Origin of the sequence: Alcanivorax sp. 97CO-5 (assembly GCF_000524665.1) — a bacterium.
In the GTDB taxonomy this organism is placed as follows: Bacteria; Pseudomonadota; Gammaproteobacteria; order Pseudomonadales; family Alcanivoracaceae; genus Alcanivorax; species Alcanivorax borkumensis.
The window spans coordinates 160,478-181,761 of the sequence record NZ_KI965903.1 but is presented as its reverse complement, the minus strand read 5'-3'; the positions used below and the strand labels follow the sequence as shown (position 1 = coordinate 181,761).

The 21,284-nt window shown below is 54.1% G+C and carries 22 protein-coding genes and 1 other RNA gene; 7 read left to right on the top strand and 16 right to left on the bottom strand.

The window, feature by feature from the left end; all coding sequences use genetic code 11:
* Positions 1-350: 350 nt before the first annotated feature.
* The 3 genes from Y017_RS10210 to rsmI form a co-directional block, all read right to left on the bottom strand.
* Complete coding sequence (locus Y017_RS10210; RefSeq protein ID WP_035460759.1) at positions 351-1,139, bottom strand: MBL fold metallo-hydrolase; 789 nt, start codon at positions 1,137-1,139, stop codon at positions 351-353.
* Between the two features lie 117 nt (positions 1,140-1,256).
* Positions 1,257-1,636: RNase P RNA component class A (gene rnpB, locus Y017_RS14905), an RNA gene on the bottom strand.
* Positions 1,637-1,744: 108 nt separating this feature from the next.
* Positions 1,745-2,572, bottom strand: a complete 828-nt coding sequence (gene rsmI / locus Y017_RS10205; protein ID WP_011587873.1) for a 16S rRNA (cytidine(1402)-2'-O)-methyltransferase — start codon at positions 2,570-2,572, stop codon at positions 1,745-1,747.
* Between the two features lie 79 nt (positions 2,573-2,651).
* Between rsmI and Y017_RS10200 the strand changes: the two genes are divergently transcribed.
* The 4 genes from Y017_RS10200 to Y017_RS10185 all read left to right on the top strand — a co-directional run bounded on the left by Y017_RS10200 (position 2,652) and on the right by Y017_RS10185 (position 6,124).
* Entirely contained in the window at positions 2,652-4,529 is a 1,878-nt protein-coding gene (locus Y017_RS10200) for a penicillin-binding protein activator (protein ID WP_035460622.1), read from the top strand.
* Complete coding sequence (locus Y017_RS10195) at positions 4,510-4,887, top strand: YraN family protein (RefSeq protein WP_011587871.1); 378 nt, start codon at positions 4,510-4,512, stop codon at positions 4,885-4,887. The genes Y017_RS10200 and Y017_RS10195 overlap by 20 nt, the downstream gene beginning before the upstream one ends.
* A 62-nt stretch (positions 4,888-4,949) precedes the next feature.
* Entirely contained in the window at positions 4,950-5,537 is a 588-nt protein-coding gene (locus Y017_RS10190; protein ID WP_011587870.1) for a phosphoheptose isomerase, read from the top strand.
* Positions 5,537-6,124: a BON domain-containing protein gene (locus tag Y017_RS10185; protein ID WP_035460619.1), complete on the top strand. Its 588-nt coding sequence runs from the start codon at positions 5,537-5,539 to the stop codon at positions 6,122-6,124. Before Y017_RS10190 ends, Y017_RS10185 begins: the two co-directional genes overlap by 1 nt.
* Before the next feature lie 116 nt (positions 6,125-6,240).
* Here Y017_RS10185 and Y017_RS10180 read toward each other — a convergent pair whose 3' ends face one another.
* The 7 genes from Y017_RS10180 to rplM all read right to left on the bottom strand — a co-directional run bounded on the left by Y017_RS10180 (position 6,241) and on the right by rplM (position 10,957).
* A complete protein-coding gene (locus Y017_RS10180) occupies positions 6,241-6,648 on the bottom strand; it encodes a ClpXP protease specificity-enhancing factor (protein ID WP_051428755.1) in 408 nt (135 codons plus the stop codon).
* 2 nt (positions 6,649-6,650) lie between these two features.
* Positions 6,651-7,289, bottom strand: coding sequence for a stringent starvation protein SspA (gene sspA, locus Y017_RS10175; RefSeq protein WP_011587867.1), 639 nt, complete (start codon positions 7,287-7,289; stop codon positions 6,651-6,653).
* A 94-nt stretch (positions 7,290-7,383) separates the two neighbouring features.
* Positions 7,384-8,040, bottom strand: a complete 657-nt coding sequence (locus Y017_RS10170; RefSeq protein ID WP_011587866.1) for a cytochrome c1 — start codon at positions 8,038-8,040, stop codon at positions 7,384-7,386.
* Positions 8,040-9,314, bottom strand: coding sequence for a cytochrome bc complex cytochrome b subunit (locus Y017_RS10165; protein WP_231483481.1), 1,275 nt, complete (start codon positions 9,312-9,314; stop codon positions 8,040-8,042). Before Y017_RS10165 ends, Y017_RS10170 begins: the two co-directional genes overlap by 1 nt.
* Positions 9,315-9,319: 5 nt before the next feature.
* Positions 9,320-9,907 (bottom strand): ubiquinol-cytochrome c reductase iron-sulfur subunit, encoded by a 588-nt coding sequence (petA, locus tag Y017_RS10160; RefSeq protein WP_035460616.1) that lies wholly within the window; start codon positions 9,905-9,907, stop codon positions 9,320-9,322.
* A gap of 214 nt (positions 9,908-10,121) precedes the next feature.
* Positions 10,122-10,517 (bottom strand): 30S ribosomal protein S9, encoded by a 396-nt coding sequence (rpsI, locus tag Y017_RS10155; RefSeq protein WP_011587863.1) that lies wholly within the window; start codon positions 10,515-10,517, stop codon positions 10,122-10,124.
* Positions 10,518-10,528: 11 nt separating this feature from the next.
* Positions 10,529-10,957, bottom strand: a complete 429-nt coding sequence (rplM, locus tag Y017_RS10150; protein WP_035460614.1) for a 50S ribosomal protein L13 — start codon at positions 10,955-10,957, stop codon at positions 10,529-10,531.
* A gap of 260 nt (positions 10,958-11,217) precedes the next feature.
* Here rplM and Y017_RS10145 point away from each other — a divergent pair, with 260 nt between their 5' ends.
* A complete protein-coding gene (locus tag Y017_RS10145; RefSeq protein ID WP_035460612.1) occupies positions 11,218-12,255 on the top strand; it encodes an aldo/keto reductase in 1,038 nt (345 codons plus the stop codon).
* Positions 12,256-12,727: 472 nt separating this feature from the next.
* Positions 12,728-13,450, top strand: coding sequence for an SGNH/GDSL hydrolase family protein (locus tag Y017_RS10140; protein WP_035460755.1), 723 nt, complete (start codon positions 12,728-12,730; stop codon positions 13,448-13,450).
* Positions 13,451-13,672: 222 nt separating this feature from the next.
* On the opposite strand, the gene Y017_RS10135 is transcribed toward Y017_RS10140, so the two are convergent.
* The 4 genes from Y017_RS10135 to Y017_RS10120 form a co-directional block, all read right to left on the bottom strand.
* Complete coding sequence (locus Y017_RS10135) at positions 13,673-14,992, bottom strand: OmpP1/FadL family transporter (protein WP_231483475.1); 1,320 nt, start codon at positions 14,990-14,992, stop codon at positions 13,673-13,675.
* A 245-nt stretch (positions 14,993-15,237) separates the two neighbouring features.
* Positions 15,238-16,383 (bottom strand): acyl-CoA dehydrogenase family protein, encoded by a 1,146-nt coding sequence (locus Y017_RS10130; protein WP_035460610.1) that lies wholly within the window; start codon positions 16,381-16,383, stop codon positions 15,238-15,240.
* Positions 16,384-16,546: 163 nt separating this feature from the next.
* Positions 16,547-17,629 carry a cell division protein ZapE gene (gene zapE / locus Y017_RS10125; RefSeq protein WP_011587856.1) on the bottom strand — a complete coding sequence of 361 codons (1,083 nt, stop codon included), beginning with the start codon at positions 17,627-17,629 and terminating at the stop codon, positions 16,547-16,549.
* Positions 17,630-17,769: 140 nt separating this feature from the next.
* Positions 17,770-18,402, bottom strand: coding sequence for an alpha/beta hydrolase (locus Y017_RS10120; RefSeq protein ID WP_011587855.1), 633 nt, complete (start codon positions 18,400-18,402; stop codon positions 17,770-17,772).
* A gap of 116 nt (positions 18,403-18,518) precedes the next feature.
* Here Y017_RS10120 and Y017_RS10115 point away from each other — a divergent pair, with 116 nt between their 5' ends.
* Positions 18,519-19,052, top strand: coding sequence for a YhcB family protein (locus tag Y017_RS10115; RefSeq protein ID WP_011587854.1), 534 nt, complete (start codon positions 18,519-18,521; stop codon positions 19,050-19,052).
* A gap of 429 nt (positions 19,053-19,481) precedes the next feature.
* On the opposite strand, the gene Y017_RS10110 is transcribed toward Y017_RS10115, so the two are convergent.
* Both Y017_RS10110 and Y017_RS10105 read right to left on the bottom strand, forming a co-directional pair.
* Entirely contained in the window at positions 19,482-20,357 is an 876-nt protein-coding gene (locus Y017_RS10110; protein ID WP_035460607.1) for a diacylglycerol kinase family protein, read from the bottom strand.
* 30 nt (positions 20,358-20,387) lie between these two features.
* Positions 20,388-21,143 (bottom strand): Nif3-like dinuclear metal center hexameric protein, encoded by a 756-nt coding sequence (locus tag Y017_RS10105; protein ID WP_035460604.1) that lies wholly within the window; start codon positions 21,141-21,143, stop codon positions 20,388-20,390.
* Between the last annotated feature and the right edge of the window lie 141 nt (positions 21,144-21,284).

The following is a 21,284-nucleotide window of genomic DNA, read 5'->3' as shown; positions in this document are numbered from 1 at the left end:
TGGCCATCCTCTTGCTCTTGGTTATGCGGTTCCTTCCTAGGCTTTTGCCCCACTTCATGACACCAGCCACCAGGAAATCCCCACTTTTTCCCACTTTCCACCACATTGAGACACTCTAGGGCCACAGCAAAGCTCAAGTCAAGCGTGACACACCGAAGAAACGTAAAAGAATTCCCAAAAAAATCAGTCTGTTAGGGGGCATTTAAACAGAATAGAACGAACAAGGAAGCGACGAACGGAGGGAGTTCCGTGATGAATCAGGGCGCTGGGACGCGCAGAAGAGAAAGCACTTTAAGTTTTAGATGAATTTGCTATTAACAATTGCATTTATATGCCGGAAAGAAATCACGTCACCCATATCTCGATGGCAGCCGGTAATTTCCACTATCCAGCAAGTCCACGCCGCACTCCAGCGACGCCAGCCAACCCAAAAAATGATCCACATTGGCGCCTTCAAAGTAACCACCATGCTGAGGCACAATCATTCGTGGCGCCAACTTGCGCACCATCGCCACCCACAGCCGGCAAGCTCGATTACTGGCCATGTAGCGCCGATGAAAACCCAACATGCTGTGACAGTGATCCGCAAAATTATCCACCTGCCCCTCTTCACCGTCCAGACTGGCTCCGATGTCCCCGGAGAAGAGAATGCCACTGAGCGGGTCATAGAAGCTGAAATTGCCCACCGAGTGCAAAAAGTGCGCCGGCAAAACCCACAACTCAGTGCCGGCAAACGGCAACACCTTGCCCTCATCGGCGACGCCCAAAATTCGCGCCTGCAACTGCTCACCCATCTTACCCGTCACATAGGACGACGCTAAATGCGGCAGAAAGCGGGACCACAGACGACTAACCACCACCTGGCACCGGGTATGCATCAACCAGCGCGGTAATGACGCGATAATGTCCGGGTCCTGATGGGATGCCAAAATATAGTCCAAACCGTCTAAATTAACGCGACGGCTGAGGGCAATGGCCAAAGGGGTATAGGTAAGATCGCCGCCGGGGTCGATTAGCGCCGCCCGGTCGTTGTGGCGAATACAGAATTGATTCGCTTGCACTCCCTCGCCCACCACTAGGTCAGCAAAGCGCAGCACTTCGTGGCCATCTTCACTAAAGAGAGTATCAACTTGTGCCATGCTGGACTCCGCACCACGTAAGCGAGGCCGGTAGCCTAACAGCATGAAAAATCACCATAATGACGTACATCAACTTGCGCCCTTAACAGGCGATAGAGGCCATCTATGGCGGTAAAAAAGGTGGACCGGTCGATAAGCCGGGTTCTGTCGTGGACAGTCATTCATCTTGGGTTTGCGTCGCCACAAACCTCTAGCAACCTACCCGGATCCAGCGCGGGCCACGCCAACGGATCCCTATTTGGTCTTGCTCCGGGTGGGGTTTACCCTGCCACCACTGTTACCAGCAGCGCGGTGCGCTCTTACCGCACCTTTTCACCCTTACCGATTCCAACGCGAGGAAGGAAAAGGCGGTATCTTCTCTGTGGCACTAGCCGTAACCACACCGTTCCCAGTGTGGCCCCCAGGCGTTACCTGGCACCCTGCCCTTTGGAGCCCGGACTTTCCTCCAGCGGCCATTCTTTAAAAGAACCACCGCCAGCGACTGTCTAACCGGTCCGGGCGGGATTCTAGTCGTATGGGCGCCGGTAAGCCAGAGGCATAGGCGCAAGTTGCACGTTTAAAGTTGAAACACGACACGCAGCCCCAGGCAAACCCTCCTGCGCTCTTCAACCCATCTCTTCCAACAGCACATACAGTTCCTGCCGCTTCAACCCGGTATGGGCCGCCAAGATTTTTGCCACCCGCGACACCGGCAATTCCGCCAACAGCGTTTTGGCCAGTGCTTCGTCCTTTTCTGTCCATGCTGAGGAGTGGACCTGCGGCGACAACACCAGCACCAACTCACCGCGACGTTGATTACTATCCGATGCCACCCAGTCGCAGATTTCCGCCACCGGGCCACGCCGAATCGTCTCAAATTGCTTGGTCAGCTCACGGCATAGGGTAATTTCACGATCTTTTTCAACCAGCGATTTCAATGTTTCAAGGAAAGACAGCACACGGTGAGGCGCTTCATAAATAATGCTGGTGACGGAGAGGCCCGCCAGTCGCGCAATAGCCTGCTGACGCGTCGCCCCCTTGGCAGGCACAAAGCCCTCAAATAAGAAACGATCAGAAGGCTGACCCGCCGCAGCCAACGCCGCCAACAAGGCAGAAGCACCGGGAATCGGCACAACACTCACTCCCGCTTCCTGACAAGCGCGAACCAACCTGTAGCCGGGATCACTGATCAATGGCGTGCCCGCATCACTGATCAGAGCCCCCTGCTCACCACCCAGCAAACGGCTCACCAGTTCATCACTACGCTGGCTTTCATTGTGGTCATGACAACTAATCATGCGATTGCGTATACCCAGCTGATCAAGCATGCGCTGGCTGTGCCGGGTATCCTCTGCTGCAATCCAATCCACCGCAGCCAGTACATCAACCGCACGACGGGTAATATCATCCAAATGACCGATCGGCGTACTGACAATAAACAAAATCCCGCTCATATTCGTGCACTACTCAAGTGTTAAGACGCCCGGAAAGCGCCTACAATAGCCGCTTCATTTTGGTAATACGAACCTCGCCATGGAATTTAGAAAGGCTTATCTGGCAGCACTCCTCGCTGTCACTGTAGTGGCCGGCTGCTCTACTAGCCCCTCATCCAAGACTAGGGTCTATGAAACCCCCGTCGTTGCGGCGCCCGATGGCCTCACAGAGACCCCGCCCGCACTGACAGCCGCCCGCAGTCAACTCGCCAGCATGGATGCAGACGAACGCATTGCCTCCACCCTGTCTTGGGCCTCTTCGTATCTCAATGAAAAGCAAGCGGCTGACGCCAATCAATTACTCTCAGATCTGAACCCCGAAAAACTCAACAGCGAACAACGCTTTGCCTGGTTACTGCTCAGCGGCCGGGCACAGCTTAGCCAGCAGCAAACAGAAAAGACGCTATCGCTGCTACAGCAACACCAAGAAGAGATATTGCAATACCCCGCCGAGCAACAGGCGCAACTCGACCTCCTACGTGCCGATGCCTTGGCCATGAAAGGGGAGCTGCTGAGCAGCCTACAGCAACGTATAGCCGCCCATCCATTACTCGGCGACGAGGATCAAGACTACAACCACAACATGACCTGGCAGCTGCTCATGCAGATGCCCAACACCGAGCTGGACGAGGCCATTGATAGCAGCAGTGGCGATCTGCGCGGCTGGTTGACGCTGGCTCAACTATACCGCGACCCGATTGCTGACCTGGATGCCCAAATTACTCGCCTGAACCAGTGGAGCAACCAGTGGCGAAGCCACCCGGCCATTGATAACGTCCCGCAGATGCTCGATGCACTTGAGAAAGCCGCCAGCCAACGGCCCAGTCAAGTGGCCATCCTGCTGCCGACCAGCGGCCCCTTGAAAAATGCTGGAGCCGCTTTGCAAGAAGGCATCATGACCGCTTTTTACCAACAACAGAAAAGCGGCCACACGCCAACTCTGCGCTTCTATGATTCTGGCAGTGACGATGTATTAGCGGTGTATCAACAGGCCATCACCGATGGCGCAGATTTCATCCTAGGCCCACTGTCCAAGGACAACGTGGCCACCATTGCCAGTCAAGGTACCCTGCCCGTTACCACCATGGCGCTGAATTACATCGAGACCGATAATCGCCCAGACAATTTCTTTCAATTCGGCCTTGCTCCAGAAGACGAAGCACGCCAAATCGCCAATCATGCTGCCCGCAATGGCGCCTTACAAGCTGGTGTTCTCTACCCGGAGGGGGAATGGGCCGCCCGCGTTGCCAACGCCTTTGCCAATCGCTGGCAGGAATTAGGCGGCTCGGTCACCATCACTCGCACCTACCAAGAAGGCCCCAGTATTGGAGAAACCGTCAAGGAAATGCTGCTGGTCTCTCAGAGCCAGCAACGCGGCAATGCCGTTAGCCGCTTCACCAGCTTAAAAATGGACAATCAGCCTCGCCGCCGTCAGGACATGGATTTCCTATTCTTGCTGGCCGACCCCAACCAAGGCCGCCAGGTGAAACCGGCTCTCAATTTCCACTACGCTAAAAATTTACCCGTCTACTCTACTTCCCTAATCTACAGCGGTGAAGAGGACCCACGACGGGACCAAGACCTAAATGGCATCCGCTTCGTAGACATGCCTTGGATTCTCACCGACGACAATCAAGCGCTACATGAGGCCGCCAACGAACAATGGCCGGATGGCCATGGCCGCTATGAGCGACTGTTTGCCATGGGGATCGACACCTATCGACTACAGGGCCGCCTATACTTGCTCAACGCACTGTCTTCCAGCGAGTTGCCCGGCGTCACAGGCAGGCTACACATGAAAAACCAGCGCATTGTTCGCGAGCTCAATTGGGCTGTCTTTTCTAGCGGCAAGGCAAAAACACTTCCACAAACCACCGAGGCAGCTCAAAACATCCCCCGTGCCATTACTTCGCAGTAAGAAAAATACCGGCCGCGACGCGGAGAAGCGCGCCGCCAAATGGCTGACTGGCCAGGGGTTAAGTATAGTGGAGAGAAATTTTCACTGCCGTCAGGGTGAGATCGACCTGATTCTTCTGGATCAGGAAACGCTGGTCTTCACCGAAGTTCGGTGGCGCAAGCATCAAAGTTACGGCGGCGCACTTGCCTCGGTGGATCAACACAAACAACGGCGCTTAATCAATGCGGCCCAGCATTTTCTAGCCCGCCACCCGGAGCACCATCATCGCCCCTGCCGGTTCGATGTATTAGGCATGGAACCAGACAGCCAACAGGCGGTCCTTTATCAATGGATACAAAACGCGTTTTATAGCGAATAAACTGAAAATTTTTAAAAAACGAACGACCAGAACATAGCGAACCGGACAATGAAGGGGCAATTATGAGCGTGGACCGTATCCGGCAACTGTTTGCCGAAAGCATAGAAACCAAAGCCAAAGCCGGCGAAGTGCTGCCCTCCGTTATAGAAGCGGCAGGTCAGGCCATGGTCGAATGCCTGCTCAATGGCGGCAAAATCCTCACCTGCGGCAATGGCGGTTCCGCCGGCGATGCCCAGCATTTCTCCTCAGAACTGCTTAACCGCTTCGAGATGGAGCGACCGGCCCTGCCCGCTATCGCACTCACCACCGATTCCTCCACGTTGACCTCCATTGCTAACGATTACAGCTACAACGAAATCTTCTCAAAGCAAATACGTGCCTTAGGCGGTAGTGGCGATATTCTTCTCGCAATCTCCACCAGTGGTAATTCCGCCAATGTGATTCAGGCTATTCAAGCCGCCCACGATCGCGAAATGCGTGTTGTCGCTATGACCGGCAAGGAAGGTGGCGAAATGGTTAACCTGTATGGTCCCAACGATATCGAAATTCGGGTGCCCGCCACGTCAACCGCTCGCATCCAAGAGGTTCACCTCCTAGTCATCCATGCGCTGTGCGATTACATCGACCAACAGTTGTTCGGGGGCCAGTAATGCTCGCTCGTTTCATCTCGTACCCAGTCATTACCGCACTGGTGCTATTGCTCTCACTGACCCCTGGCTGCACTTCATTATCCAAGGGTATGTCGGATCAACCCACCGATCAGGATCATGGCTCTCGCACCTTTGGCGCCTTCGTGGAAGACGGTAACATTGAACGCAAAGTGGCGGTCAACCTGGCTCGCGCCAGCGCCGAACTGGATGAGTCTCGCATTGTGGTAGTCAGCTACAATGGCAATGTTCTGTTGGCTGGACAAGTTGCCAGCGAAGACCTAAGCACCCAGGCAGAAAATATTGCCCGCAAGGTGCGCCATGTACGCAATGTGCACAACGAACTACAAATCGTGGGCTCTGGTTCTTTCTTGGCCCGCACTAACGACACCTGGCTCACCAGCAAAATTAAAAGCCGACTCCTGATAAACGGTGATGCGCCGGGCTGGCGAACCAAAGTTGTCACGGAAAACGGCGTAGTCTACTTAATGGGCCTGCTTACCCATGCCGAAGCAGAGGCGGTAGTAGCACAGGTGCAGAAAGTGTATGGCGTACAGAAAATAGTAAAAATCATTGAATATATAGATTAAGCGCTCCGCATCGGCAGCGCGCTCGATGCCGCCTCATGCCGCACCTTCGGAAAACAAAAAGCCCGCTTACTGAGCGGGCTTTTTGTTTTTGCATAACGCATATTACGTACAGCGCTTCACTTAACCACCTTCAAGTGACTGACCTTCCCTCTGCCTTCGTCTTTCTTTTCAAGCTCAGGAGTAGTCGGAGTCGGTGGCTCTGGCGGGTCTACCGGGTCAAACGCCATACCTTGACCATTTTCACGGGCGAAGATCGCCACCACAGCATTTATCGGCACCCGAATCGTCATGGGCATACCGCCAAAACGCGCAGAAAAAGCGATCTCATCATTATCCGCCACAAACTGAGTCACGGCGCGTGGAGCGATGTTCAGAACGATTTGACCGTCCTGGACAAAATCCTGTGGCACTTCCACACCCGGGAAACCGGCATTCACTGCCAAATGGGTGGTCAAGCCATTGTCGCAGATCCACTCGTGGATCGCCCGTATCAGATACGGGCGATTGGACGTCATTTCGGACATAACTACAGCGGGTTACGCAGTTCGCGTTCGGCGTCTGTCAGGCTAGCCTGGAACGCATCACGGTCGAACAAACGCTCGGCATAATCCAGCAGCGGCTTCACCTGCTTGGCAGGCAGCTCAATACCCAAAGCTGGCAACCGCCACAGAATCGGGGCGACCACACAATCTACCAACGTAAACTCTTCACTCATGAAGTATGGCAGTTCGCTGAAAATCGGTGCGGTAGCAATGATCGCTTCACGCAGCTCTTTGCGACGCTTATTGAGGCTGGTTTCTTTCTCTTCACCGGCGAGAATCGCATCCACATGACCGCACCAATCACGCTCTACCCGGTGAATCAGCAGGCGACTTTGTGCCCGTGCCACCGGGTAAACTGGCAACAACGGAGGATGAGGGAAACGCTCGTCCAAATACTCCATGATCACCGTGGACTGAAACAGAGTCAGCTCACGATCAACTAACGTGGGCACTTCGTTGTAGGGGTTCAGCGAAGCCAGATCTTCCGGCTTGTTGTTACTGTCCACATCAACGATATCGACCGTGACCCCTTTTTCTGCCAGCACGATACGCACGCGGTGGCTGTAATGATCTTCCGGGGAAGAAAAGAAAGTCATTGAAGAACGCTTGGTCACCACACCCATTGTCGAATCATCTCCGCACTAGTGATCTATAACAGAAACAGGGTAACCGCTTACACGGATACCCTGTTCAACGCTGGAAGCCAACACTGAGGTATCAGTGTACGTCTTTCCAGTATTCCTTTTTAAGCAGGTAAGCCGGGATCAACAGGATGCCCAAGAACAGCAGCACATAAACCCCAAGACGTTCACGCTGCGGACGAACCGGCTCCGCGGTGTAGGTCAGGAAGTTAGTGATGTCACCCATCGCCTGCTTGAACTCATCTTCGCCCAGCTCGTCCTCCAAGCCCGCCATCACGTGGGGCATGCCCACACTCGGGAAGACATGGTTATTGTAACCAAATGGACGAGACTCATCTTCGTAGAAGTTGATCAGGTATGAATACACCCAATCCGAAGATCGGTACCGGGTCACCATGGTGAGATCCGGCGGAGCATTACCAAACCACTTCTTCGCATCGTCCTGGTCCATGGCGTTATGCATCTGGTCGCCGAACTTGTCGCTGACAAAGTTCAGATTCTCCATCACCAACTCTTCTGGCATTTCCAGATCTTCCGCCATGCGGCTGTAACGCTGGTACTGCAGAGTATGACAACCCATGCAGTAGTTAACGAACAACTTAGCACCATTTTGCAGGCCAACCTTATCTTGCAGGTTTACCGGCGCTTTAACCACGTACTCGTTGTGGCCACCGCCAGCCGCGAACGCGACCAACGGCAGGCAGCTGAAAAGAATAACCGCTAGTTTCTTCATCAGTGTCCCCCCGTTACCCGTTCCGGAACCGGCTTGGATTTCTCGAATTTATGCACAAACGGCATGATTAGTAAAAAGTAGCTGAAATAATAGATCGTGCCGAACTGCGCCATCATGGTCTTACCCGGAGTGGCCGGCTGGGTACCAAAATACCCCAACATCAAGAAGTCGAGCACGAACAATGCCATGAACAACTTGCTCAACCCTCCGCGATAACGAATGGACTTAACCGGGTGACGATCCAACCAGGGGATGACGAACAGGATCACAATAGCGCCACCCATTGCCACCAAACCCCACGCCTTGGAAGACATGATGAAATCGATGGTTGTGGCTCGCAGCATGGCGTAATAAGGACCGTAATACCAAACCGGCGCAATATGATCAGGGGTTTTCAGCGGGTTAGCCGGCTCAAAGTTCGGCTTCTCCAGCAGATAACCACCACCATCCGGGAAGAAGAAAATCACCACGGCAAAGATCATTAGGAAGACGATCACGCCAGGCAGATCCTTCACGGTGTAGTAAGGGTGGAACGGAATACCATCAACCGGCACGCCATTCTCATCTTTGTTCTGCTTGATTTCCACGCCATCCGGATTGTTGGAACCCACTTCATGGAGCGCCAGGATGTGCAACACAACCAACGCCAGCAACACAATCGGAATTGCGACAACATGCAAAGCAAAGAACTTGTTCACTGTAGCGGTGGACAACAAATAGTCACCACGCACCCAGGTAGTTAGGCCTTCACCAATTTCCTTGGCTTCCGTCGCACTAATGAACGGCAACAGATCAAACGGGATGGCTCCCGCCAGGGAAATGATCACCTGTGCGCCCCAGTAAGACATATTGCCCCATGGCAGCACGTAACCGAGGAAACCCTCAGCCATCAGAGCCAAGTAGATCAGCATACCAAAGATCCATACCAGCTCCCGTGGCGGCTTGTACGAGCCGTACATCAGGCCACGGAACATATGGATATAGATTACTGCGAAGAACGCAGACGCGCCGACCGCATGCATGTAACGGATCAACCAGCCCCACTCCACATCACGCATGATGTACTCAACAGAGGCAAAGCCTTCGTTTGGAGAGAAGAACATGGTCAACCAAATGCCGGTCAGCAACTGATTAATGAGCACGACCAGAGAGAGAACACCGAAGTAGTACCAAAAGTTAAAGTTCTTCGGCGCATAGTATTCGGACATGTGCCGCTTATAAGAGTCCACCACGGGCAGACGGGCATCTACCCAATCGACAACGCGATTCACCATTCCCATCATGCCTTAGTCTCCCCTTCCTCAGAGCCGACGATAACGACAGCTTCGCTCAGGTACGAATGTGGCGGCACCACCAGGTTGGTCGGCGCAGGAACACCCTTGTAAACCCGGCCAGCGAAATCAAACTTGGAGCCATGGCACGGGCAGAAGAAGCCCCCGAATTCCAGCTCGACCGTAGGCTGTTCCTCAAACAAAGGAGAACACCCCAGGTGAGTACAGGTACCCACAAGCACCAAGTATTCTTTTTTAATTGAACGCCATTCGTTCCTGGCGTAATCAGGCTGCTGATCCATTTCTGACGCAGGGTCACGCAGCTTTTCATCCAGCTGAGGCAGAGTATCCAGCATATTTTCCGTGCGACGCACCACCCAGATGGGCTGGCCCCGCCATTCTTCTACTACGCGCTGTCCTGCTTCCAGCCGACCAATATCCACTTTTACCGGCGCACCGGCATTCTTGGCTTTGGCACTGGGTTGCCAGGACTTCACGAAAGGTACAGCCACGCCAACGGCTCCTGCGGCACCAATTGCCGAAGTTAAACCGATCAGGAAAGTGCGGCGGCTGCTATTAACACCGTCGTTGCTCATTGAGATGTTCTCCCCTTAGATCCCACGCTCGGGGTTAGTCCGAGACTCGAGGTTTATCCTCGCGTTACGGGCGGAGTAAGGCGGCGCAAATGGTAAAGAAAAAGCCCACACCTGACAACAGGTTATTACTCCGCCAGAAGCGCTAAACAGCTGATTCGAACACAAAAAAGCCCAGCAATGCTGGGCTTTTTTGTGAATCTGCAGTGCTTGAAGCTTAACGCTTGGAGAACTGCGGACGACGACGCGCCTTACGCAGACCCACTTTCTTACGTTCCACTTCACGCGCATCACGTGTCACATAGCCTGCACGACGCAGCTGACCACGCAGCTCACCGTCATACTCCATCAGCGCACGGGTGATACCGTGGCGGATGGCGCCAGCTTGACCGTTATTGCCGCCACCACTTACGGTAACGAGCACATCAAACTTATCAGTCGCTTCTACCAGTTCCAGAGGCTGACGAACAACCATCTGGTTGGTTTTACGACCAAAATATACATCCAGCGGGCGACCATTAACACTGATCTTGCCACTGCCCGGACGCAGAAAAACGCGAGCGGAAGAGGTCTTGCGGCGACCGGTTCCGTAGTTGGTTTCTACAGTTGCCATCGACAAACCCCTTAAATTTCCAGCTGCTGCGGCTGCTGAGCGGCATGCGGATGCTCAGTGCCAGCGTAAACTTTCAGTTTGCGGAACATGGCGCGGCCCAGCGGGTTACGCGGCAGCATGCCCTTGATCGCCTTTTCGATGATCATCTCAGGTTTTTCTGCCTGCAGAGTCGCAAAGTTGGCTTCTTTCAAGCCACCCGGGTAACCGGTGTGACGATAATACATTTTGTCTGACGCTTTCTTACCGGTAACGGCCACTTTATCGGCGTTGATCACAACAATGTAATCACCGGTGTCGACATGTGGAGTAAACTCCGGCTTGTGCTTACCGCGCAGACGGCTGGCGACTTCAGTAGCCAACCGACCCAACGTTTTGCCGGAGGCGTCTACCACATACCAGTCGCGCTTTACGCTTTCCGGTTTTGCGCTGTAGGTCTTCATGGAATTCTGCCCTAAATTCAATATGTTACGGGTAGCAAACACCCACCGGCGACAGTTACGCCGGGCAAGAGAGCGCGAATTCTACCCAAGCCCCCCAAAGAACACAAGCGGTTCACTGGCATTTGTTGTCATGACACTAAGTCCCCCTTAGCTAAGGCCATTCTCCGCCCTGCAAAAGGATCATTGTGAACCCGCCCCTGCCATGTTGTGATTGAGCGTAACTCTACACCTTTGCCCCACCCTTTTTAAAGGAACAAACAATGCAACATCGTCGTCTCGGGCGCACGGATCTTAAGGTAAGCGCCCTCTGTCTAGGCACCATGACCTGGGGAAGCCAGAACACCGCACAAGAAGGTCATGCCCAGATGGACATGGCTCTAGATCATGGCATTAATTTTTTTGATACTGCCGAAATGTATGCTGTGCCCGCCAGCCCGGATACCTCTTTTCGCACCGAGACCATCATTGGCGAATGGTTTGCGCGCACCGGTCAGCGAGATAAAGTTGTACTGGCCACTAAGGCCGCCGGCCCCGGTGAGTACGTTAAACATATCCGCGGCGGTCCGCGGTTCAGCGCGAAAAGCTTGCAGGACGCCGCGGAAGGCAGCCTCAATCGGCTACAAACCGATGTGATCGACATCTATCAGCTGCACTGGCCTGAACGCACCACCAACTTCTTCGGCCAGTTGGGCTATAAACATCGAGAGGGCGAAGAAGGCATCGCCATCAGCGAAACCGTTGCTGGCCTGAAAGCGCTGGTGGATACGGGGAAAATTCGCCACTGGGGCCTTTCCAATGAAACCCCTTGGGGCACCATGACCTTCATTCATGAAGCAGAAAAAATCGGCCTGGCGCCTCCGGTCAGCATTCAAAACCCCTATTCACTGCTCAACCGTAGCTTTGAGGTGGGCTTGGCAGAAATCGCCCATCGGGAACAAGTCGGATTGCTGGCTTACTCGCCGCTCGCGTTCGGTATGCTCAGCGGCAAATACCGCAATGACCAGTGGCCGGAAGGCGCCCGCCTCACGCTGTTCAAACAATTTGCGCGCTACAGCAATCCCCAAGCTATCGCTGCCACTGAAGCCTATTGCGAACTAGCCAGTGAACGAGGCATCAGCCCAGCCCAACTCGCCTTGCAATTTGTCACCACACGCCCCTTCGTGACCAGCAACATCATTGGTGCCACCACCCTCGCGCAACTGGAAGAGAACCTGAAAAGCATCGACGTACCCTGGGACAAAGATTTGGAAAAAGCGCTAAACGCGATTCACACCCGTTTCCCGTACCCAGCACCCTAACCAGAGTCACTAAATGCACCATGCCGCATTGATGCTGACCTCGATAATGGAATCGTAGGTCGAAAATCGCTTTAGCCGATTTTCGACCTACCAGCCCCAACCTTCTCCTAACCAATAAAAGACGATTGGCGGTAGCTTTACATACATGCCGATGTTAATGCTGTTAACGTAACCTGGAAGCAACATACCCAGAGCCGCATACCATCATGGTGTCCCCCACTCGCAAGCCCATGGCCAAAGCGACAGCGCCATCATCGGCTTTGCTGCCTTGTACCAACAGTTATTAGCCGTGAATCAGCATTCACTCGACGCGGCCCTAATCAACACCCTCCTATCGGGCGCCGCAACTCAGAGGTAAGGATGTGATAGCCTGTGCCGCAATCGACGCCATTGTTGACGGCCTTTTCATCACCGTAGCCATCAGCAGCTTAAAAGGCCTGCCGCTGTCGAAAAAATGTTCGTGGGCGAAGCTATGCACCTGCCTTTCTGGTTCACTTTTGGGATTCTCAGCCCCGTGGCCATCCCGTTGGCACTGTACACCCGCCGCACCGTGGTACGGCTACCCGAAGCCGACGGCGAGCCCTTGGGCCAGTGGGGCCATGGCGCCCCAGCCCATCGCTTACTGGTAGTCGGCGAGTCCACAGCGGCAGGCGTGGGCGTCCTTCACCACCATCAGGGACTGGCCAGCCAACTGGCCCTACAGCTGCACCAACAATCCGGGCAGGCGGTAGCCTGGCACACCTTTGGCGTTAACGGCATCCGTGTGGAGGAACTACTCGCCCGCCTTGCTGACACGGCCCTACCTCCAGTGGATCAGATATTCATCAGCATGGGAGTTAATGACACCACAGGCTTCACTTCCCGGCGCCGCTATCGCATAGGGTTACTGCAGCTGATTGAGGCACTGAGCAAGCAACATCCCCACATCCGAATAACCTTACTCGCCGTGCCCCCCATGCATAAATTTACCGCCCTTCCCATCCTGCTCAGGCAGCTACTCGGCTGGCGCGCCCGACAACTGGATCAACAGCACCGTCGCGTGGCCCGCAATGTCAGCCTCGCGCGCTACCTCGATTATCCTGCTCTGCAAGACCCTGCCCTGCTCGCTAAAGACGGCTACCACCCAAACGCCAGCGGCTACCGAGCCATGGCAGCCGCACTGACAGAACAAAAGAGCAGCAAACAAAAAACGTGACTCCTGCACCTACTCCTGAAGGGCGCCCAGTCCACAGTAACACCCCGCCACGGAGCCTCCCGGTGCACCAATGACGGCAGCCGGGTCATCCGCGGCTTTTAGAGCAACCTGATCACAACGACCGATGCGTTGCATGTTGCGTGAACAGTGCAGTAATTACATCGCGGCAAAAAAAAAGCGAACCCTAAGGCTCGCTTTTCTACTTCTGCCATCCCGCTGGTTTTAGAAACGATAGCTCAGCTGAGCACCGATAATATCGGCATCCAACTCAAAGTCTCCTTTCAGCAAGCCTCGTTCAGTCAGGTTTGTCTCTGCATCGTCAATGAAGATATGGCTATAAACCACATCAATGGTCATATTATCTGTTGGGTTAAAGCCTGCCCCAATAGACACACCGATTTTGTCTGAGTCTGGCGAGGCGGGAGAGCGATTCTCACTGCTCTGAGTGGAGTTCTCTTTATAGACACCACCTCGCAATACCGTTCCTTTGGCAAGCACATGCCGCACACCGGCAGAGAAACGGGTTGTATCACCCCAACCAAATTCCTGCACCGCCGGGCTTGGAATCGGCGCACCCGAGTGATCGACTACAAGCTCATCAAGGCTACTCCACTCCATCCACTCAACGCCGAATAAAATTTGTGTTCGCTCAGAAAGGTCCCCGGCATATGAAAATTGAGCTGACGCAGGCAAATCCACAGAGGTGCTCCCACTGTATTTACCCGCTAAGGCTGTAGCTACCGGCAATGGCTGCCCACTAGCCACCAAGGGCAAGGGGGAGAAGGTAATGTCGCCATCAAGGTCATACTCCACGGCTGAGCGATACGCCAAACCAAAGTGGTTGTTATCATCAGCATCAAACACCAAGCCGACGTTCCAACCATAGGCATCATCGTCCCCTTCAAGTCGGGTAAACGAGCTTTCAAGATCGGCCTCAAGACGCTGGTAACTAACCCCGACCCCCAGACGAAGACGATCCGTTACCTGAACACCCAACGCTGGGTTAATGTTATAAGCCTTTAGATCAGACATGGTGGCATAGCGGTCACCCGTCGTCGGAGACAGTGGCGCCAAAGGATCGGTAGCCACAGAGCCCCAGTTATCTTCATAGTCAATTTTCGAGCCAAAGGGAGCATTTATCCCCAAGCCAAACGTCATTTTATCACTGAGGGGAATAGCCAAAAACGCGCTTCCTACCACTGGGCTAAAATCTTCAAAATCACCGGGGCCCGAACCGCCCTCGGCTTTAAAGCTCGTATCGATGATGACTTGCTGAACAGCCGCTGTAATTTCTGTTTTCTTCAAGCCTGCCAATGTGGCCGGGTTATACCATTGATTTGACGCATTTTCGCTCAGTACTGCCGCGCCAGCAAAAGCGGTACCTTGCGCAGAAACAGATTGCTCACTGACAGCAAAACCTGTAGCTATCGCTTGCGTCGATAAAGCCGCAAAGGCTGAACCGATTAGTAGCGCACCTGTTTTTTTCATTGTTGTTCTCCTTCTTCCTAGAATTATTAGCTTACACGCAAGACCATCCCTCAATCTGAGTTCACTTACACTTATACACAACTTAGGCGAATAACAGCAACACCTCGATCACCTAATACTTTCCTATTAGCCCATTTTTTTGTAAAATATCCGCCATTGACAATGAGGCGGCCCGCTATCACGGCCAAAGAAAATCCTTTGTGGCAGCCCCCGATGGAGATATCCATGCATTAGGCAACCGCAAAAAGACAAAAAAAAGGGCTGCCGAAGCAGCCCTTTCATTTTGACCTGACCCGGAATTAATCGGCCAGCACCGCCTTGGCGATAATACCTTTCATAATTTCGTTGGTGCCGCCGTAAATCCGCTGCACCCGTGAATCTGCAAACATGCGGGCAATCGGGTATTCCCACATGTAACCGTAACCACCGTGCAACTGTAGGCATTCATCAATCACTTCACACTGCAGATCGGTAATGTAGTACTTACCCGCCGCAGCCGTAGGAATATCCAGCTCTTTTTTCAGGTGCAGCTCCAAGCAACGATCCACATAGGCTCGCGCCACTTCAAGCTTGGTATGCATTTCGGCAATTTTGAACTGGGTGTTCTGGAAGCCAGCGATAGGCTTACCAAAGGCCTTTCTTTCTTTCACATATTCAATGGTATGCGCCAATGCAGACTCGGCCATGGCCAGGCCACCAACGGAGATACCAAGGCGTTCCTGGGGCAGCTCTTTCATCAGATAAATAAAGCCCATGCCCTCTTCACCCAACAGGTTCTCTGCCGGTACGCGCACATCCTGGAAGAACAGCTCGGAGGTATCTTGGGCTTTCATGCCGACTTTCTTCAGATTCTTACCTTTCTCGAACCCTTCAGAGTCGGTTTCTACCACAAACAAGCTAATGCCCTTGGCCCCTTTAGTCGGGTCGGTCTTTGCCACCACAATGACGATATCTGCATTCTGGCCATTAGTGATGAAGGTTTTAGAGCCGTTTAGCACATAATGGTCACCGTCTTTTATTGCCGTGGTTTTCACACCTTGCAAATCAGAACCGGCACCGGGCTCTGTCATGGCGATGGCACCAATCATTTCACCGGTAACCATTTTCGGCAGATACTTCTGCTTCAATACTTCTGAGCCATTATGCTCAATGTAAGGCGCCACGATTTCCGTGTGCAGCCCCCAACCGATGCCAGTGAGGCCCAGCTTGGAAATTTCTTCATTGATCACCACGCTGTAAAGGAAGTCAGCGCCAATACCGCCATACTCCTCACTCACCATCGGACATAGGAAACCCTGCTCGCCAGCCTTTAACCATACGTCTTTGGGGACCACGCCTTGCTGCTCCCATTCTTCATTGAATGGCACGGCTTCGTTTTCAAGAAATTTGCGGACGGTATCGCGAAAAGTTTCGTGGTCAGAACTAAATAGCGTACGGGGAATCATCATGCTCTCCGGTAGTCAGGTTATCGGGGGGGCCCACGCCGGGCTGGCAGGGGTAGAGAATGCTCCATAATGTTGATAGAGCTTGCCGTTGAGCAATGACCAAAACGCTCACCCCCACGGCCAGTGATGAAAACCGGACAATGACCTTGCAACCACAAGCTGATCAGGCGCGGTGTTCGCGCCCTAAATATTCGGAGGATTGCATCTCCTGAAGGCGAGAACAGGTACGCTCAAATTCGAAATCCAAACGCCCTCCGGCATAGATATCCTCAATGGGCACTTCTGCGGTGATCACAAGCTTCACCGCACGGTCGTAGAATTCATCCACCAGATTGATGAATCGCCGGGCCATATCGTCCTTACTGGCCCCCATTTGCTCCACATTGGCGAGCAATACCGTGTGGAATTCACGAGCGATTTCGATGTAATCCGTCTGGCTGCGCGGACCATCGCACAACTCCTTGAACTCAAACCAGACCACATCATCAGCGCAGATAACAGTGGCGATCTTACGGCCTTCAATAAGCACATTGCCACGATCACGATGCCGGGAGTGATCCTGTTCCAATGTCTCGAAACGCTCCTGAAGAAACGCATCGGCCCCTTTCCCCAAAGGGCAGTGATAAAGCTCCGCCTGTTCCAGTAGCCGCAAGCGGTAGTCGTTCCCCCCATCCACGTTCAACACTTGAGTGTGCTCTTTAAGCAAATCAATGGCGGGAAGAAAGCGAGCCCGTTGCAGCCCATCCTTGTATAAACCATCTGGCTCAATGTTAGAGGTGGCAACCAGGGTTACACCGTTGGCAAACAGTTCCTGCATCAGGCCGGCCAGGATCATCGCATCGGTGATATCTGTAACGAAGAATTCGTCAAAACACAGCACCCTAGCCTGGCTGGCAAACTTGCGAGCGATACTGATCAGTGGGTTTTTTTCCCCCTGCCGTTCACGCATTTCACGATGCACCTTCTGCATGAAGCGATGAAAATGCATGCGACGCTTTTCCTCGAACGGCAGCGTCTGGAAAAAAACATCCATCAGATAGGTTTTTCCACGACCTACTCCCCCCCACATATACAAGCCCATCTGGGGCCGTGCTTTACGGAAACGCCCAAATAGCCCTCCCGAGGCAGGCTCTGCAAGTAATCGATGATAAAGCTCATCCAGCGCGGCGACCGCCCGCTCTTGGGCCGGATCCTGAAAGAAGTCAGCTCGCTCTAGGTCGGCCTTATATTGCTCAAGAGGGGTCATGGTTCGCAAACCTGCCACTATGTAGTAGTTGAAACCGGTTCCGGGCCTGAAATAGGCCCCACAAGGGGCGGTCAATGTAGCGCTGAGGCCACCAACTGACAACCGGCAGAGAGTGAAATTCACTCATAGAGCGACAGCGCTTAGCGAGGCAGGTGGCTGGCCGCCACTTGTTTTAAGTCCACCAACTTGCCGTGAAAAAAGTGGCCGCAATCGGGGAAGCGCAACAAATCGGGAGCTAATGGGGTTTGCTCTGCCCAGCGATACACCTGCTCAGCCGGGACGACTTCATCATCATCTCCCTGCACCACCGTCACCGGGCAGCCGGTGTCTTCAATTTCATCAAATGGGTAATGGTGTACCGGAGGCGCCACCAACAACAGCTCCCGAGCGGGCACCCCGTTAGCCTTGAGAATTTCCGCCCCACGCGCCGCAACGAAACTGCCAAACGAAAAGCCCGAGAGCCAGAGTGGCAATTGCGGATACTTGTGTGTCAGCCAGCTATGGATGGCCAGCAGATCTTCGGTTTCCCCAATGCCATCACTGTAAGCTCCCTGGCTTTCACCCACACCACGAAAGTTGAAACGCACCACCACAGCGCCTTCATCACGGGCCAAGCGGGCCAGGGTCGTCACCACCTTGTTATCCATGGTGCCCCCGAACAGCGGATGCGGATGGCAGACAATGGCGACGAACGGCGGCGCCTCACTACCGTACTCCACCACCACCTCTAACTCCCCTGCTGGTCCGGGTAAAGTTTGCCGTTGTGCCATCATTTTCTACTCCTGTTCCATCCTTTTACGCCTTTCACCCTTGGCGATTGCGCAGCTCTGTGCTGCAATAGCCAAAGCGTTATCGCCAGCGTCTTGGCGATACCTTACAGGAGTATGCCATGGATATGCTGACAACTGGGGTGCTGTGCTTTGCTGCCGGCGTGGTAACAGGTGCAGGACTGCTTTTCTGGTTGTTACCGGCACGGCGGCAAGCCGGCCAATTGATTCGCGATCGCGACGAGGCTCGTCAGGCACTGAATCATTATCGGGACAAAGTGGATGACCATTTTCTTCAGACCGCTGATCTGGTCAACGATATGACCCAGGCCTATCGCTCCGTGCACGAGCATTTATCGAAAGGGGTGCAAGTACTGTGCTCCGAAGTAGGCCGTAAGCGAGCCGTCGCCAAGTCTCTGGATTCCGCTCCGGGCAACGACAACAGCGAGCCCATGACACCGCCACTGGACTACGCGCCCAGCGCCAAAGGGACGCTATCAGAAGACTTTGGCCTGCAACAGAAACCCACGGGCCCTTTTGCTCCCGTAGATGTAGCAGACAACCCGTTACCAGACATAGTGGTGCAGCCGCCTCGGGATTATGCCGACGGCGACACGCAAGATACCGACACCACCAGCAACAAGACACCTGGCTGATTCCGGCAACGTTGCCATAACAACGCCAACCAGCAGACACAAAAAGCCCGCATCAGCGGGCTTTTTGTTAGATTCCACCAAATACTACCTGGCTGAGAGCCCTGGCTCATGGCTGAATAATCGGTCCGTTCCAATTTTACTTTCTCAAAGCCCTGTAAGCCGACGTAATACCGCCACATCACCATCATTGAGCGGCTTACCCAGCTTGTACCGGACATCAGCACACAGTCTGCCGCTTCGTGCGGGCAGGTACGCATGGAGGCTATGGTGCCGCACTTGTTGCACCAGAAGGTTCAGTCGTTCTTCAGCGGCTGGGAGATCAACGCGTCGTCAGCAATCTTGTCGAAAACGTAATAAGCGTCGAGCGGACCGTAGTAATCGCCAACACCCCACGCTTCACACTTTCCCTTCAAGACGTATAGCAAAGCCTTATGAATCAAATAGGGCTGGCACCCGCATTCGCACCGGCGCGCTTTCCACTTCAATCTCTGCAGGCAAGCTGCCCGCCGGGTCACCGTCTGCCTGGATTGGCTCATTCTGGTTTTCGCAACGGATATGCACCCGCTGGGCACGCAGGCTGGCCACGCCATCCACCCGCTCCATACGCCCGAATAACAAGGCGATCAGGCAGCGTAACAAGAACCGTACTCCCTGCTTCTGAAATAACAGCACTTGGACCTGCGGGCGCAGAATATTGGCTTCGCGGCTCAACACGAAACTGCCGCCATAGTGGCGGCCGTTGGTAATGATGGCCGAGAAACAATCCAGCGGCCGACCATCTACTTCCACCCGGTAGTGACTCTGGCCGTAACGGCCAATCTGGCCAAGCATGGATTGCACATAGGCCAGCTTGCCGAAGCGTTCTTTAATGCCTAGGTTCACTCCGTTTACCACCCAGGCATCGTAGCCGACCCCGCACATCATGAGAAACCGTCGGCCGTTCAAACGCGCCGGCGTCACCGATACACTTTTACCCTGCACCACCACCTGAGCGGCCTGTTCCGGCTTTTTCGGCAGTTCCAGCTCCTTGGCCAGCACATTGGCTGTACCGGTAGCGAAAACGCCCAGCGCGACGCCGGCGGCTAGCCCATTGAGCACTTCATTGGTGGTACCATCGCCGCCCACGGCCACCACGCAATCGCCCTGGTCTGCCAGCCCCTTGAGATAATCAGTAGCATCGTGGGGGCCTTTGGTATGGTACTGGCACACCGTCGCGCCCAGGCGCTCCAGTTCAGCCACAAATCGGTAAAGCAGCGCTTCCCTTCCGCCGCCGGCAGCCGGGTTATAAATCACAGTGACTTTCATCAGACAGGAAACCCTCGTACTACTCCCGGTTCAAGCCGGGTTATCGATATCAATAAAGGTATGCTCGATACCATAATGATCACTAAGCCACTGCCCTAGCGCCATGGCGCCATAACGTTCGGTGGCATGGTGACCACAGGCAAAATAGTGCATCCCGGTTTCCCGGGCAAAATGGGTGGTCGGTTCTGAAATTTCGCCACTCAGGTAAGCATCCACGCCCTTGCTCTGAGCCTTTTCGATAAACCCCTGGGCTCCGCCAGTGCACCAGCCGATGGTTTCAATTTCATCCCCAGGATCACCAATATGCAGTGGTGTACGCCCCAGTACCGCTTCCACATGGGCCGCGAATTCCGACGCGCTCATAGGGCTATCCAGCCGCCCCACATTGCCGATAGGTCGAGGGGAGTCATCGAGCCCTCCCTCGGTGGTCAGACCCAACCGTCGAGCCAGCTGCGCATTGTTACCCAGCGTCGGATGGGCATCCAATGGCAAATGGTACGCAAACACGTTGATATCATGCCGTAGCAGGGTTTGCAGCCGCTGTTTCTTCATGCCTCGAATCTGCTGGCTTTCCCCTTTCCAGAAATAGCCATGATGCACCAGAATCGCATCCGCTTCTTCTACTATGGCAGCATCAATGAGTGCTTGGCAGGCCGTCACCCCGGATACCACACGGTGTATCTGCTCGCGGCCCTCCACCTGCAAACCATTAGGGCAGTAATCCTGAAAACAGTCCACCGCCAGTTCCTGGTCGAGCAGAGACAACATGTAATCGCGCTTGAGCATGGCACCTACCGGAAGGTCGGAAAGTATAAATATGGTCACAGAACCCGTGATCGTCGATCACCGCGCCAACCCGATCATCGGCTGCACGGTGTAAGCTAATCTATGACTATGCGCTGTCGAGAGCATAGCAATAGGGGGCGT